Source organism: Streptomyces sp. SP18BB07 (genome assembly GCF_036322545.1).
Classification (GTDB): Bacteria; Actinomycetota; Actinomycetes; order Streptomycetales; family Streptomycetaceae; genus Streptomyces; species Streptomyces deccanensis.
This window is the reverse complement of record NZ_JAQYWT010000295.1, coordinates 196,733-211,129: the sequence shown is the minus strand read 5'-3', so window position 1 is coordinate 211,129 and position 14,397 is coordinate 196,733. Positions and strand designations below refer to the sequence as shown.

At 70.5% G+C, this 14,397-nt stretch carries 15 protein-coding genes; 10 read left to right on the top strand and 5 right to left on the bottom strand.

All coding sequences use genetic code 11. The features are described 5' to 3' along the window. The first annotated feature begins 59 nt into the window (after positions 1-59). The 6 genes from PUR53_RS17280 to PUR53_RS17255 all read left to right on the top strand — a co-directional run bounded on the left by PUR53_RS17280 (position 60) and on the right by PUR53_RS17255 (position 5,260). Positions 60-827: a thioesterase II family protein gene (locus PUR53_RS17280; protein ID WP_329908791.1), complete on the top strand. Its 768-nt coding sequence runs from the start codon at positions 60-62 to the stop codon at positions 825-827. Beyond that, positions 824-1,570, top strand: coding sequence for an SDR family NAD(P)-dependent oxidoreductase (locus PUR53_RS17275; RefSeq protein ID WP_329908790.1), 747 nt, complete (start codon positions 824-826; stop codon positions 1,568-1,570). The genes PUR53_RS17280 and PUR53_RS17275 overlap by 4 nt, the downstream gene beginning before the upstream one ends. Before the next feature lie 42 nt (positions 1,571-1,612). Further along, positions 1,613-2,866: a pyridoxal phosphate-dependent aminotransferase gene (locus PUR53_RS17270; RefSeq protein WP_443078255.1), complete on the top strand. Its 1,254-nt coding sequence runs from the start codon at positions 1,613-1,615 to the stop codon at positions 2,864-2,866. 5 nt (positions 2,867-2,871) lie between these two features. After that, the gene (locus tag PUR53_RS17265) at positions 2,872-3,420 is read left to right on the top strand and encodes a flavin reductase family protein (protein ID WP_329900284.1); all 549 of its coding nucleotides are present in this window, start codon (positions 2,872-2,874) and stop codon (positions 3,418-3,420) included. After that, positions 3,417-3,911, top strand: coding sequence for a winged helix-turn-helix transcriptional regulator (locus tag PUR53_RS17260; protein WP_329908788.1), 495 nt, complete (start codon positions 3,417-3,419; stop codon positions 3,909-3,911). Before PUR53_RS17265 ends, PUR53_RS17260 begins: the two co-directional genes overlap by 4 nt. A gap of 137 nt (positions 3,912-4,048) precedes the next feature. Next, positions 4,049-5,260 carry a cytochrome P450 gene (locus tag PUR53_RS17255; RefSeq protein ID WP_329900282.1) on the top strand — a complete coding sequence of 404 codons (1,212 nt, stop codon included), beginning with the start codon at positions 4,049-4,051 and terminating at the stop codon, positions 5,258-5,260. Positions 5,261-5,267: 7 nt separating this feature from the next. Here the strand turns inward: PUR53_RS17255 and PUR53_RS17250 are convergent, their stop codons facing one another. From PUR53_RS17250 to PUR53_RS17240, 3 genes are all read right to left on the bottom strand, one after another. After that, positions 5,268-7,097 carry a non-ribosomal peptide synthetase gene (locus tag PUR53_RS17250; RefSeq protein WP_329908787.1) on the bottom strand — a complete coding sequence of 610 codons (1,830 nt, stop codon included), beginning with the start codon at positions 7,095-7,097 and terminating at the stop codon, positions 5,268-5,270. Positions 7,098-7,250: 153 nt separating this feature from the next. Beyond that, positions 7,251-7,760 (bottom strand): winged helix-turn-helix domain-containing protein, encoded by a 510-nt coding sequence (locus PUR53_RS17245; RefSeq protein WP_329900280.1) that lies wholly within the window; start codon positions 7,758-7,760, stop codon positions 7,251-7,253. Further along, positions 7,757-7,978 (bottom strand): MbtH family protein, encoded by a 222-nt coding sequence (locus PUR53_RS17240; protein ID WP_329900279.1) that lies wholly within the window; start codon positions 7,976-7,978, stop codon positions 7,757-7,759. Before PUR53_RS17240 ends, PUR53_RS17245 begins: the two co-directional genes overlap by 4 nt. A 222-nt stretch (positions 7,979-8,200) precedes the next feature. Here PUR53_RS17240 and PUR53_RS17235 point away from each other — a divergent pair, with 222 nt between their 5' ends. Continuing rightward, positions 8,201-9,121 carry an alpha/beta hydrolase gene (locus PUR53_RS17235; RefSeq protein WP_329908786.1) on the top strand — a complete coding sequence of 307 codons (921 nt, stop codon included), beginning with the start codon at positions 8,201-8,203 and terminating at the stop codon, positions 9,119-9,121. Here PUR53_RS17235 and PUR53_RS17230 read toward each other — a convergent pair. Further along, positions 9,099-9,851, bottom strand: a complete 753-nt coding sequence (locus PUR53_RS17230) for a GNAT family N-acetyltransferase (protein WP_329900277.1) — start codon at positions 9,849-9,851, stop codon at positions 9,099-9,101. The genes PUR53_RS17235 and PUR53_RS17230 overlap by 23 nt on opposite strands. 92 nt (positions 9,852-9,943) lie before the next feature. Next, positions 9,944-10,366: a 1-deoxy-D-xylulose-5-phosphate synthase N-terminal domain-containing protein gene (locus PUR53_RS17225; protein WP_329908785.1), complete on the bottom strand. Its 423-nt coding sequence runs from the start codon at positions 10,364-10,366 to the stop codon at positions 9,944-9,946. Between PUR53_RS17225 and PUR53_RS17220 the strand changes: the two genes are divergently transcribed. Genes PUR53_RS17220 through PUR53_RS17210 form a run of 3 tightly spaced genes read left to right on the top strand, consistent with a single transcriptional unit; the run spans position 10,365 to position 14,381 of the window. Next, complete coding sequence (locus PUR53_RS17220; RefSeq protein WP_329908784.1) at positions 10,365-11,924, top strand: cytochrome P450; 1,560 nt, start codon at positions 10,365-10,367, stop codon at positions 11,922-11,924. The genes PUR53_RS17225 and PUR53_RS17220 overlap by 2 nt on opposite strands. A gap of 7 nt (positions 11,925-11,931) precedes the next feature. After that, on the top strand, positions 11,932-13,467 hold the full coding sequence (locus PUR53_RS17215) for a prenyltransferase/squalene oxidase repeat-containing protein (RefSeq protein WP_329908783.1): 1,536 nt from the start codon (positions 11,932-11,934) through the stop codon (positions 13,465-13,467). Next, positions 13,464-14,381, top strand: coding sequence for a terpene synthase family protein (locus PUR53_RS17210; protein ID WP_329908782.1), 918 nt, complete (start codon positions 13,464-13,466; stop codon positions 14,379-14,381). The genes PUR53_RS17215 and PUR53_RS17210 overlap by 4 nt, the downstream gene beginning before the upstream one ends. Positions 14,382-14,397 lie beyond the last annotated feature (16 nt).

Below are 14,397 nucleotides of genomic sequence, written 5' to 3'. Positions count from 1 at the left end.
CCCAACAGAGCTTTGAAAGTTTTGGCCGGGGACGCCGACGGCTTGGCGAACCTCGAGTCGTGAACCGAGTGCGAGCGCAGGGTCGGAACTGGGTGCGGGTCATCAGGGGCGAGGAGCGCCCGACGGCCCGGCTGGTGTGCTTCCCCTACTCCGGTGGTGCCGCGGCGGCCTACCGCGACTGGTCCTCCGCGCTGCCGACGGGCGTCGAACTGCTCGCCGTGCAGTATCCGGGCCAGGCGGACCGTATCCGTGAGTCGCCCGCGGGCTCCGTCGCCGGGATCGCGTCGTGCGTGGCCGCCGAACTCTCCCGATGGGAGCCGGTCCGCTGCGTCCTGTACGGGCACAGCCTGGGCGCCCTGGCCGCGTACGAGACGGCGAGACTGCTCCAGGCGGACGGCCGGCCCGCACACGGGCTGGTCGTCTCCGGTTCGCTCGCGCCGGGGCAGGCGCTCGGCGGCCGGATGCATCTCGCCGGCGACGCCGAACTCTGGTCCACCCTGCGGGACTTCGGCGGGATCGACCCGTCGATCGCGGACGACCTGGAGCTGCGGGAGCTGCTGCTGCCGACCCTGCGGGCGTACATCGCACTCACCGAGACCTACCGGCCGCCGACGCGTCCTGAGCCGCTGGGCTGCCCGGTCCACTGCCACTACAACACCGAGGATCCGCTGGTGGACGCCGCGCGGGTGGCGCCCTGGGCCGCGGTCACCACCGGCCGGACCAGCGTACGGAGCAGGCCCGGCGGGCACTTCGGAGTGCTCCTGGAGCCCTCGGAACTGCTCGCCGACATCACCGGAGTCCTTTCGGAAGGCGCGACGCTGCCATGACCCTTGCCGGAAAGTCCGTCATCATCACCGGCGCGGCCACGGGCATCGGCCGGGGCATCACGGAATGCGTGCTGAAGGAGGGCGCCGTCGTCACGGTGGTCGGCCGCCGCGAGGAACCGCTGCGGGAGCTGGCCGAGCGGTTCGGGGACGCGGTCCACGTCGTGGCCCAGGACGTCGCCGCGCCCGGGGCCGCCGAACGGATCGTCGCCGCCGCGACGATGAGGTTCGGCGGGATCGACGCCGTGGTCAACAACGCCGGCCTGGCCCGGTTCGGCACCCTGGACGCGGCCGACCCGGCGCTGTTCGACGCGATGTTCGCCGTCAACGTCCGTGCGCCCGCCGAACTGGTCCGCTGCGCCCTGCCGCACCTTCGGGACCGCCGGGGCAGCATCGTCAACATCTCGTCCGTCGGCGGCGTCCTGGCCATGCCGGGGCGGTCCTTCTACGGTGCGACCAAGGCGGCCCTCAACAGCCTGACCCGCTCCCTGGCGGTGGAACTCGCGCCGGACGTGCGGGTGAACGCCATCCTGCCCGGACCGGTGCTGACACCGATGTGGGACGGGACCGGCCTGGACACGGCCGGCGCCGAGCGGCTGCGGGCGGGGCTGATCGCGTCGACCCCGATGGGGCGGTTCGGGGAGGACCGGGAGGTCGGCCGGTGGGTCTGCCTGCTGATCGACCCGGAGGTGTCGGGCTGGGTCACCGGCGCCCTGATGCCCGTCGACGGCGGACGTACGGCGTGACCCGACCAACCGGCCGAGCACACTCTCGCAAACACAAGGGGTATGAGCGTGAGTTCAGAGAACAGGTCCGTCGCCGGCTCCATTCCTTCGTCCTGCCTGGTCAGCATCTTCTGGGCTGCGGAGAAGCTCGCGAAGGAGACCGGCGTCGACGTGGTGAAGCTGCACGTCGGCGACCCGTATTTCGATCCGTCCGAAGACGTCGCCCAGGCCTTCGTGGACGCCGTGCGGCGTGGCGACACCAAGTACACCGGGGTCGAGGGCCTGCCCGCGCTGCGGGAGGCGGCGGCCGAGAAGCTGCGTACGGACAACGGTCTGGACAGCGACGTCGACAGGCTGCTGATCTCGCCCGGTTCGGCCCAGGGTCTGACCGGCCTCCTCCAGGCGCTCGCCGAGCCCGGCGCGGAGATCCTGCTGCCGGAGCTGCACTGGCCGGTCCATCTGCAGCAGAGTCTGCTCGCGGGCTTCCGGCCGGTGCTGTATCCGCTCGGCCCCGACTTCCGGCCCGATCCCGAGCGGATCGCGGCCGCCGCGACGCCCCGCACCCGGGTTCTGCTGATCAACTCGCCGGCCAACCCGACCGGAGCCGTCCTCGACGGCGACGAGATCCGCACCCTGCTGGACCTGGCGCGCCGGAACCGCTGGCAGGTCATCAGCGACGAGGCCTATGAGCACTTCTGTTACGAGGGGGAGCACATCTCCGTCGCCTCCTTCGAGCGTGAGGTCCCGGTCGCCGAGCGGATCGTGCACAGCGTCTTCACCTTCTCCAAGGGCTTCGCGATGACCGGCTACCGGCTGGGCTACGTGGCGCCGGCCACCGATCGCATGGCCGACGTCATGAAGGTCGTCCAGGAGGCCGGGATCATCGGCACGTCGACCCCGGTGCAGCACGCGGGCATCGCCGCGCTGAACAGCCGGGCGGACTCGACGGCGACCAACCGCAAGCTGGTGCAGCGCAACCGGGACGTGGCGCTGCCGCCGCTGATCAAGGCCGGGCTGCTGCGGGAGCTGCCCCCCGGCGGCTGGTACGCGATGCTCGACGTGACCCGGTCCGGCCTGGACGCCGAGTCGTTCGCGATGCGGCTGCTGGAGCGCAAGGGCGTCGCGGTGGTGGCGGGCAACGGGTTCGCCATGCGCCCCGACGTCGACGACCAGGGCCGCATCCGCTCCCACGACTACGCGCCCTGGGCACGGCATCTGGTCCGGATCGCGTTCTGCGTGGATCCGGTGGCGTTGGAGACCGGCGTGCGGCGGATCATCGAGTTCGTCGATGAATGCGCCGCCGAAGCGAAGGGATGACCGGCATGGCGAACTCCCCGGCCGGCACGGCGACACGGGCGACCGTCGACCCGGCGGCCTTCCGTTCCCTCATGACGGCGCATCCGGTCGGCGTCACGATCGTGACCACCGTGGGGCCCGATGCCGAGCCGTGGGGCATGACCTGCTCCTCGTTGTGCGGCGTCTCGCTCCAGCCGGCCACCCTGCTGGTCTGTCTGCGGGACCGGAGTCCGACGCTGGCCGCGTTGCAGCATTCGTCCGCGTTCGCCGTCAACCTTCTGCACGACCGGGCCGAACCGGTGGCGCGGCTGTTCTCCTCCGGGGCCCCGGACCGGTTCGAGAAGGCCGCCTGGGTCCCGGATCCGGAATCCGGGGTCCCGCATCTGATCGAGGACGCCCATACGATCGCGGACTGCGAGGTCAGGGAGACGCTGGCGGTCGGGGACCATGTCGTGGTCTTCGGGCGGGTGCACCGGGTGGCGAGCCACGCGACCCGGCCGGCCGGTCCACTGCTGTACGGGATGCGGCGGTACTGGTCGCTGCCGGACCCGGCCGACGACGGGAGCGGACGGTGACCCGGGCGCGTATTTCCGACTGCCCGCTGGCCCGCACGGTCGAGGTCATCGACCGGTGGTGGACCCTGGAGATCCTGCACGTGGTCCTCGGCGGCCACACCCGGTTCTCCGCGATCCGCCGGGATCTGGAGACCCCCGCCGACGTCCTGGCGGACCGGATCGCCGCGCTGAGGGCGAAGGGTCTGCTGGAGGTCGACGACACCGCCGACGACACCGCCGAGCCGGGCGACCCGACGTACCGGGCCACCGATCTGGGCCGCTCGCTGCGCCCGCTCATCCTGGTGATGGCGGCCTTCGGCAACCACCGGCTGGCCCCGGAGGACCGCAGCGTCGTCCTGGTCGACGAGGAGACGGGCAGGGAGGTGGACCCGGTCGTGGTCGACCGGGCGACCGGCCGCCGGGTCGACACCGCCGGCTTCGTCTTCGCCCGTGGCCCGAAGGCCAGCGAACAGGTCGCCGCCCGCTATCCGGAGCCCCGGGCCGGGGGGTGACCCGCACGGCCACCGGACCGGCCACACCCTGCGGGCCGGTGATCCGCCTGTCGGCCGTACGCCCCGGCGTACGGCCGACGGGCGCGCGCCCCGTACTCCTCCGGGGCGCTCCACCCAACGGGAAGGAACCGTCAGACATGAACCGGACCGATCTCGGCGCACGCTCTCTGGACCTCACCGATCCGGCCGCGTTCGTCGACAACGACGTACACGCGTACTGGCGTGACGTGCGGGCCCGCAATCCCGTCCACTGGCACGAGCCGACCGACCGCAACCCGGGGTTCTGGGTGGTGTCGCGGTACGCCGATGTGCAGCCGCTGTACACCGACGAGGCCCTCGGCTCCGCCCGGGGCAACGTCCTCGACGTCGTCCTGCGCGGCGACGACTCGGCCGGCGGGAGCATGGTGGCGGTGACCGACGCCCCGCGCCACCGGCCGTTGCGCAACCTCCTGTTCAGCGCGTTCACCCCGCGGGTCCTGGGCGAGGTCGTCGAGGAGGTCGGGCGGCGCACCACCGAACTGGTGTCCTCGGTCGTCGGGCGGGGCACCTTCGACTTCGCCGCCGAGATCGCCGACCGGATCCCGATGAACACGATCTGCGATCTGCTGTCCGTCCCGGCGGCGGACCGCGAGGAGTTGCTGCGCTGGAACAAGATGGCGCTCTCGTCGGTCGACGCCACGTACGACGAGCTCGACGCGATCGCCGCCCGCAACGAGATCGTGCTCTATTTCATGGACCTGGCGCAGGAGCGCCGCGACCGACCCGGTGACGATGTCATCAGCCTGCTCGCCGCCGCCGAGGTGGAGGGCCGCCCGCTCACCGTCGAGGAACTCGCGGTCAACTGCTACAGCCTGATCCTCGGCGGCGACGAGACCTCCCGGGTCTCGGCGATCAGCGGGGTGCTCGCCCTCATCGACCATCCCGACCAGTGGCGGGCCCTGCGGACGGGCGAGGTCTCCGTCGAGTCGGCGGTGGAGGAGGTCCTCCGCTGGTCGACGCCCTCCTTCCATGTGGCCCGCACCGCCCTCCGGGACCTGGAGATCGACGGCAGCGCGGTGCGCGCCGGCGACATCGTCACGCTGTGGACCGTCTCCGCCAACAACGACGAGACGGTCTTCGACGAGCCGCGCCGGTTCACGCTGTCCCGCTCGCCCAACAAGCACCTGTCGTTCGGGCACGGCCCGCACTACTGCCTGGGTGCGTTCCTCGCCCGCGCGGAGCTGAGGATGCTGCTGACCGCCCTGGTCGCCCAGGTCGGCCGGATGGAGCTGTGCGGCACGCCCCGGCCGATCTACTCGAACTTCCTCAACGGCTACGACGACCTGCCGGTGCGCTTCGAGGGCCGCTGACGCCGGATCAGGCGCGCTCAGTCCGCTCGGTCCGCTCGGTCCGCTCGGTCCGCTCGGTCCGCTCGACGATGCTCGCCAGCTCCGCGATGTTCGCGGCCGCGAGCATGTCACGCATCGGCACGGCCACGCCGAGCTCCGAGCGCACCCGCCGGGCCAGCTGCGCGGCGAGCACCGAGTGGCCACCCAGGTCGAAGAAGTTGTCCTCGGGCGCCGCGTGGCCGATCCTCAGGGTCTCGTTCACCATGGCGCAGAGGATCCGCTCGTACGATCCCTCCTCGCCCTCGCCTTCGCCTTCGTCCGCGGGGACCGCGGTGCCGGGCGTCGTGGCGTCGAGCGCGACGCGCGCCGCCCGCTCCTCCAGTTCCCGGCGGTCGATCTTCCCGTTCAGCAGGGTCGGGAACCGATCCAGCATGACAACGGCCGAGGGCACCATGTGCTCGGGCAGGGCCTCGCGGGCGTGCTCGCGCAGCTGGTCCCCCGTCACCTCGTGGCGCGCCGAGGGCTTGACGTAGGCGACGATGCGCTGGGAGGAGGCGTCCTCGCCGCTCACCACCGCGACGACGATCTCCACGGCCCGGTGGCTCTCCAACCGCGCCTCGACCTCGCCCAGTTCGACGCGGAAGCCACGCACCTTGACCTGGTTGTCGACCCGGCCGGTGAAGAAGAGCTCACCGTCAAAGCCGCGTCGGCCCCGGTCGCCCGATCGGTACATCCTGCTGCCGGGCGGGCCGTACGGATCCGCGACGAAGCGGGACGCGGTCAGGCCCGGACGGTTGAGATAGCCCCGGGCCACGCCCGAGCCCGCCAGATACAGCTCCCCCTCCGTGCCGTCACGCAGGTCGCCCAACGCCCCGTCGAGGACGTACACCGTGCCGCCGTCCCACGGCGTCCCGATGGACACGTCCTCCTGTATGCCGTCGATCGGCCCGCCGATCGACGCGCCCACGGTCACCTCGGTCGGGCCGTATCCGTTGTAGAGGCGTCTGCCCTTGGACCACTCCGCCGCCAGGGACCTCGTGCAGACGTCGCCGGTGGAGGTGATCGTGCCACCGAGCAGCAGCCCCTCGCTGTCGGTGATGCCCAGCGCCACCGGCGGCATGACCGCGTGGTCGACCTCGTGTTTCAGCATGGTCTCGCGCAGCGACTCCCCCGGCATCAGGTCGTGCTGCTCGGCCATGACGAGTGCCCCGCCGTTCAGCAGGGCCAGCGTGAAGTCCCAGAACCAGGCGTCGAAGCTGAAGGAGGCCCACTGCAGCACCCGCTCGCCGGGGCGGACCCCGAACACCCTCGCCTGGGTCGAGACCAGGTCGGCCACGCCGGAGTGGGTGACGGCGACGCCCTTGGGCACGCCGGTCGAACCGGAGGTGTAGATGACGTACATCAGGTGGGCCGGGCGCAGCGGTGCGAGGCGCTCGTCCTGAGTGACGTCGTCGCCGCTCTCCTGCTCGCAGGCGGCCTCGAAGGACGGGTCGCCGAGCACGACCTCGGGCACGTCCAGGCGCAGCGAGGTGACGTCCTCCGTGCGCAGCAGCATGACCGGCTCGGCGTCCACGACCATGTGCGTCAGCCGATCGGCCGGATAGGCCGGGTCGAGCGGGAGATACGCGCCGCCGGCCTTCAGTACGGCGAGCACCGCGACGATCAGCCGCACCGAACGCGGCACGGCGATCGCGACCAGGCGGTCGGGGCCGACGCCGGCCGCGATCAGTCGTCTGGCGAGACGGTTGGCGCGGGCGTTCAGCTCCGCGTAGTCGACGACGGTGTCACCGAAGAGGACCGACGGAGCATCGGGCACCTCGGCGACCTGGGACTCGAAGAAATCCGAGAGAACTCTCAACTCCGCCTCCGACGCGGGCTTCCGGCGTGATGGCTACGAAAAGTGGTGCGCGGCGCAGGGGTGTCGAACACCCCTGCGCGGCTGATTCAACGGGTTCGGCCAGTTCGGGCAGTTCTGCCGGTTCTGCCGGTTCTGCCGGTTCTGCCGGTTCTGCTAGTTCTGCCAGTTCGGCTCGATGGTGAAGCCGCGTCCCCAGACGTTGCGCAGGGTCAGGCCGAGGGGCTGCAGGCGTCGGCGCAGCCGGAGCACGTGCAGGTCGATCGCGTTGCTGGACGCGCTGGCTCCGCACTGCTCCAGGATCGTCCCCAGTTCGTTGCGGTAGACCACCTGGCAATACCGGGAGATCAGCGGGGACAGGATCTCGCACTGGAGCATCGAGAGCGTGACGGACGAGTCCCGGAAGAAAAGAATGCCCGCCGGGTCGAGCACGGGCTTCTCGTTGAGGACGACTCGGGCCTCCAACTGGCTGACCCGGGCCTGGAGATCCTCCGGGACGATGGGCGGGCGCACCCAGTCCTCGTAGAGTCCGATCCGCTCCGGCGGCGGAGCGCCGTGCTCCACGACCAGCAGGCACAGCCGCCGTCGTGCCCGGCATTCCTCACGGATCTTGCTTTCGGCGGGCCAGCGGACGAATCTCACCCAGCTCTTCACATCGGCGGTCACGGACACTCTCCTTGCCCGCCCGCGTCCCGCAGACTCTTCGGCCGCATATCCGTCCAGGACCGTTCGATACGGTCAAGAATCTCCTCCTGCGTGGCCGGCCCGTACACCGTGCGCCAGCCTGCGGGAATTTCCAGTCCCTGAGGCCAGAGCGAATACTGCTCCTCGTCGTTGCACAGCGCCAGATATTCCCGGCTTTCGTCCTCGAATGGATTGAACATGCGCGCAACCCTCTCCCCCGGCCTGGAACCACCTCTCGAAGGTACAGCAGGGGCCCGAACCAGAGAAGCATTAGATTTCCATATGCACCCGTGCAATCCGCATTCCCTTTTGAGCGATCTTCACCATGGTTCTTCCAGAACGAACCATTTACCATCGATCATCGATTCCGTGAACCAGCCCGCAGGGGGCCCGCGATGCCTTTGGACCGCTTCTTACGCAGCTTGATCGCCTGGCAGGGCGCCGGGGGGCCGCCGGTTCCGGATCGCGCGCTGACGGTCGAGCAGGCCCGTGAGCGCTACCGGGCGAGCTCGGCACGCCCCCACCGGGAGGACGGACCCCGCGCGGCCGTCGCCTCCGCCGATCGCACGATCGACACCGAGGACGGATCCTCGATCCGGTGCAGGGTGTACACCCCGGAAGCGGACGAGCACCGGGTGATCACTTTTCTGCACGGTGGCGGATGGGTGCTGGGCGACCTCGACAGCCACGACCGGGCCTGTCGGATGCTCGCGGCGTCGCTGGGCTCCGTCGTCGTCTCCGCCGGCTATCGACGGCCCCCCGAGTTCCCCTACCCCACTCCGCTGCGCGACGCCGTCGCCACGACCCGCTGGACGGCCGAGTCGTTCCCGGACCGTGAGCATGTGGTGGCCGGCGACAGCGCGGGGGCCAGCCTGTCGCTGGGCGTCGCCCTGGACGCGCGCGACACCGAGGGCCCGGACCTCGCCGCGCTGCTGCTGGTGTACCCGCCGGTGGATCCGAGCCTGCGGATCGCCGCGGCCTGCGAGCATGCCGAGGGGTATCTGCTGAGCGTCGAGGACATGGTCTGGAACTACGAGATGTACGTCCCCGATCCGGAGCGCCGCAGCGATCCCGCCGTCGACCTGCTCAACGCCGACCTGCGGGGCCTGCCGCCGACGGTGCTGGCCACGGCGGAGTTCGATCCGCTCCACGACGAGGGGGTGCGGCTGGCCGAGAAGCTGGCGGCCTCGGGCGTCTCCGTACGCCATGTTCCCGGGCCGGGTCTCGTCCACGGCTATTTCCTGATGCAGGACATGGTGCCCGCGGCGGCCGCGTGCAGCCGGCTGGTCGTCGAGGAGCTGCACGCGGTGCTGAGGTCGTTCAGCGCGCCGCGCGCCACATGAAGCGGGTGTCGACGTCGAGGATCGTCTCCCGGGAGACGATCTCGAAGCCGAACTTCTGGTAGAGCACGACGTTGCGGTCGACATCCGTCTGGAGGAAGACGGGTGTCCCCTGCTTGTCGACCCCGTCGAGGAACGTCCTGAGCAGCGCCGTCCCGACCCCGTGCCCCTGCTCGTCCGGGTGGACGGCGACCGGTCCGATGTGCCAGTGGGGCTCGCGGGGCTCGTGCTTGGCCCTCGCACTCATCACCTTGAAGGCACGGGGCAAGTTGAATCCGATCGTCCGGATCATCATCGGTGCCGTTCTGAGCTTCTCACCCAGCTTCATCTGGCAGTGCGGCCATTCCGCGGCGTTCAGGATGCCGACGAGCCGGCCCTCCCGTTCGGCGCCGAGCACATGGCTGAAAGGGCTTCCGAGCTTGATGATGCGTGTTCCCTGTTCCATCGCCCGGGTGGCTTTTTCCTGATCACCGCGCACGGTGGCCAGATTGCTCGGATTGTCGGCGAAGGCGAGTCCGACTATTCGGCATGCGACTTCCAACTCGGCGGCAGCCATGGGCCGCACGGTCACATCGCTCACTTCAACCCCCAGAATGCAATCACCAACGGTATTCGATTCGGCCCGATCATCGCCTGAATATCCGAGCTGTTCAACCGGTTCGGAAAAAGTCGACGCCAAATCGACGGAAGTGGCGGGCACCACCCGCTTCACCCCACCGCTGACGAGGCTCACCAGGCCCGTGCGGGATCGCGAAGGCGCTGAGGTCGTCGAGCAGCCGCCCGTCCCCGCGACGGCCCAGGCTGTGCAGGAGGTCGGGAAAGCGTTCAGCGGAGGGGGCGAGGCCCACCGGCCCGGGCATCGCACCGCTCAGGCACACGATGTCTGCGAACTCCGCGCCGGGTCCAGTGATCTCCCGCCCGAACACCTCGGTCTACGAGGCGCCCGCGGAAGCGTGGGGCTCCCCGGTCGCGGGTCGAGCACACCGATCCCGTGCATGCGGTGCGCAGTGCGCCCAGGCGCCGGGCGAGGCCGTCGTTCGTCGGGGCGTAGGAGCGGCCGTTGTGGTCGAGGACGACCATCACCGGCAGTTCGGGGCGCTCGGCCAGATTGGTCAGGCCCTCCCAGGCGAGGCCCCCAGTCATCGCCCCGTCCCCGATCACCGCCGCCACGGACCGGCCGGCCCGCTGGTCGTGGAGCCCGAGGCCGGCGGCGATGCCGTGAGCGTGGAGCGCGGGCGCGGCTCCCATGGGCGACGCTCCGGGGGCCGGCCGGCAAGACCCACGGGCGGGCCGACGTGTCGCGCTTCGGCCTCGTGTCGCGCCTGTGCGGGCAAGCGCGACAGGCGGTGAAAGCGCGACAGGTCGGGGGTGGTCTTCCCCTGTCGCCGGAGGCGTCCTGTCTGCGGTACTTGGAGCCATGCCGGAGCTACCTGCCATCAGAAGAGCCCCTCGAAGCCTGCCTCTCGCAGGCCATGCCGTACCTCTGCTCGTACAGCCGCTGGAATTCCTGAAGTCACTCCCGGCACTCGGCGACCTGGTGAAAGTCAGGATGGGTCCCGGCGACGCCTATGTACCCTGCGATCCCGCGTTGTTCCGGCAGATACTCAAGGACACCCGGCTCTACGACAAGGGCGGCCTGTTCTACGACCGGGGCCGCGAGGCCGTGGGAAACGGCCTGGTCACCAGCCGCTGGGCCGATCACCGTCGGCAACGCCCGCTGATGCAGCCGTCGTTCGACCACCGACACATCGGCCACTACGCCGAACTGATGGCGGACGAGACGGAAGCCCTGATGCGGTCCTGGCGATCGGGCGAGGTCGTCGACGTCGACAAGGCGATGGCAGGACTCACTCTCCGCATCACGACCAGATCCCTCTTCTCGGTGCCCGCGGACCACGCGTTGGTGGCCCAGGTGGAGAAATGGCTGCCGATTCTCATGGACGGCTTCTTCCGGCGCATGTTCGTCCCGGCGCGGGTTCTGTCGCTCGTTCCCACGAAGATGAACCGGCAATACCCCCGCGCGATCGCGGAGATGCGCAAGCTCACCGAAGAGATCATCCACGAGGTGCGGCGCAAGAAGGACCAGGACCCCGGCCTGCTCGCGAGCCTGATGAACGCGCGCGACGAGACCACCGGAGCCCCGCTCGGAACGCAGGAGATCTTCGACCAGGTCCTGATCCTGCTGATCGCCGGGTCGGAGACCACCGCGGCAGCGCTGGCATTCACCTTCCAGCTGCTCGGCGCGCACCCCGAGATCGGCGCCCGCCTGCGGGAGGAGGTCGACGGCGCGCTCGGCGGCCGGACACCCCGCTTCGAGGATCTCTCCGGGCTGACGTTCACGAGGCAGGTGCTCATGGAGAGCCTCCGCCTCTATCCGCCGGCGTGGATGTTCACCCGGTCCACCACCACGGCCTGCGAACTCGGCGGCCACGCGTTCCCCGAGGGAACCACCTTCCTGCTCAGCCCCTACATCCTGCAGCACGACCCGGAGTTGTTCCCCCGGCCGGAGAGGTTCGATCCGGATCGCTGGCGGCCCGGCGCGATGAGCGACGTCGCACGCCGGTCGGTGGTGCCCTTCGGCGCGGGCGGCAGGAAGTGCATCGGCGACCAGTTCGCGCTCAACGAGGCGATGTTGGCCGTCGCGGGGATCGCCGGCCGCTGGGACCTGACCCCGGTCGGTGACCGGCCGATACGGCCCATCGCCCGCGCCACGCTCAAGACGGGCCCTCTTCCGATGAGGCTCCAGGAACGCCCGCACGAACCGGTGCGGAATGCGACGACCACCGATCTCCGAGACCAGAGGTAGCCGGATCATGAACGTGACCTCCTACGCAGGCCTGCGTGACGCGGCTCAGGACATCGTCGACGAGATGATCGCCGATCCCTACGGACTCACCTCGCCGTCGGTGTACGAGACCGCGCGGATGGTGGCGTCCGCCCCCTGGCTGGAGGGCCATCGGCAGCGCGTGGAGTTCCTGCTGGCCCAGCAGCACGAGGACGGAACGTGGGGCGGGCCGGCGGCCTACGGGCTGCTGCCCACGCTCAGCGCCGTCGACGCCCTGCTGTCCGTCGCCGGTACGCAGGACGCGCGGCGGGTCGCCGGGGCCGTGGAGTCGGGGCTGGCCGCGCTGACCGGACGGTTCCCCCGGAACGTCGAACTGCCGGACACCATCGCCGTGGAGCTGCTGGTGCCCTGGCTGATCGAGCAGATCGATCAGCGGCTCTCCCTGATGGACGACCGGGGCGATCTGCCCGGCCGTCTGGACCTCCGGGCCGATACGGGAACGCTGAGCGGGATCCGCGAGCTGCTGCGTCAGCACACCGGCATACCGGAGAAGACCTGGCACTCGCTGGAGGCCCTCGGCGCCCCGGCCGTACGGTCCGGCACGGTGACGCCGATGGGCGGGGCGGTGGGAGCCTCCCCCGCCGCCACCGCCGCCTGGCTGGGCGATCCGCCGCATACGGACGCCGCGAAGGCGTGCCTGGAGTATCTGCGTCAGACCCAGGCACGTCATGGCGGCCCGGTCTCGGGCATCACCTCGATCACCTACTTCGAACTGGCCTGGGTGGTGACGGCGTTGTCCGGCTCCGGCCTGGACGTGGACATCCCCGCCCAGGTCGCGGACACTCTGCGGACCGCTCTGGGGGCGAACGGACTGTCCGCCGGCCCGGGTCTCCCGGCCGACTCCGACGACACGTCGGCCGCCCTGCACGCCCTCGATCTCCTCGGGAAGCCCGAATCGGTCGATTGCCTGTGGGAGTACGACACCGGCCTGTACTTCACCTGCTTCCCAAAGGAACGCACCCCTTCCACCTCGACGAACGCACACATCCTCGTCGCCCTGGCGGATCGCTGCGGACAGGGCGACACGCGCTACGACCGCGCCGCCGAGCGGGTGGGCGGCTGGCTCGTCGAGCAGCAGCAGCCGGACGGCCGGTGGACGGACAAGTGGCACGCCTCTCCGTACTACGCGACCGCCTGCGGCGCTGCCGCCATGGCCCGCCTGGACGGGCCGCGCACGTCCGCCGCCCTGGACGACGCCATCCGCTGGGTGCTCGACACCCAGCACGCCGACGGGTCATGGGGACGCTGGGAGGGCACCGGCGAGGAGACCGCCTACGCCCTTCAGGTGCTGAACCACCGCGCCGCCCCCGACCGTCCGGCCCTCGAGGCGATCCGGGCGGGCAGGGCGTTCCTGTCGGGCCATGTCGAGGACGATCGCGAGAATCCTCCGCTGTGGCACGACAAGGACCTGTACACACCGGTCCGGGTCATCCGCGCCGAGATCCTCGGCACCCTGTCCGCGACGCGGCGCGTGGCCGAGACCGAGAAGCAGGCACGACCGTGACCCGGCCCCTCGGCGACCTGTCCCTCCCCTCCGCGGCGCAATGTGTGCCCGTCACCGTGCTGGCGCTGAAGGTCCTGGCCGATCTGCGGTCCTGGGCGGCGGAATACCCGCAGGTCCTCGGGGCCACGCCGATCGAGGCCCTGGCGATCTCCACCGCGGCGATCAGCCCGTGGCGCGGCGCGAACGAGCTCCGGCTGTCGGCCCGGATGTACGTGTGGGCCTACGCCCTGGACGACCACGTCGAGCAGAACGTCCGGAGCCTCGACGAACTCGACGACCTGTTCGGTCGCTGCGAGGCCATCGTCCGGGGCGGCGACCGGGACGACGGCCATCCCCTGCTGGCCTCCCTGTCCGACTGGCAGTCCGCTCTGGAGCGCGCTCCCCACTACCCGAAACTGGCCGGCCTGTGGGGCGACCGATTTGCCGAGGCCCTGCGCGGCGAGCGGTACGACTGGACCGCGGGCCTGGCCAGGGACCGCGGCGAGGGCCCTTCCGATCCGCAGGAGTACCTGACGTACGCCGCCAGCTCCAATGCGTGGATCACCCACTTCCCGCGCTGGGCGACCAGCGACCGGGACGATCTCCTCGACGGCCTGCCGGTCCTGGACAACGCCCTGGAGGCGATCGAGGTCGCCGTGCGCCTCTCCAACGACCTGGCCACCTTCGAGCGGGAGCGGGCCGAGCCCGGTCAGAACAACATCCTGATGTACGACACCTCACGCGCCTGGGTGCACGACGAACTCGACCGGCATTCCCGCAAGGCGCACGAGCAGCTCGACCCGCTGGTGACGGCCGGGTTCGCACCCGCTGTCGAGCTGCTCCGCCTGCTCGACTGGTCGGTCACCTTCTACAGCGGCGCCGACTTCCGGGGATGGGGATCCGACCGCGATCTCACCGGGCCCTCCGACATGTGAACCACGTGCACGGAGG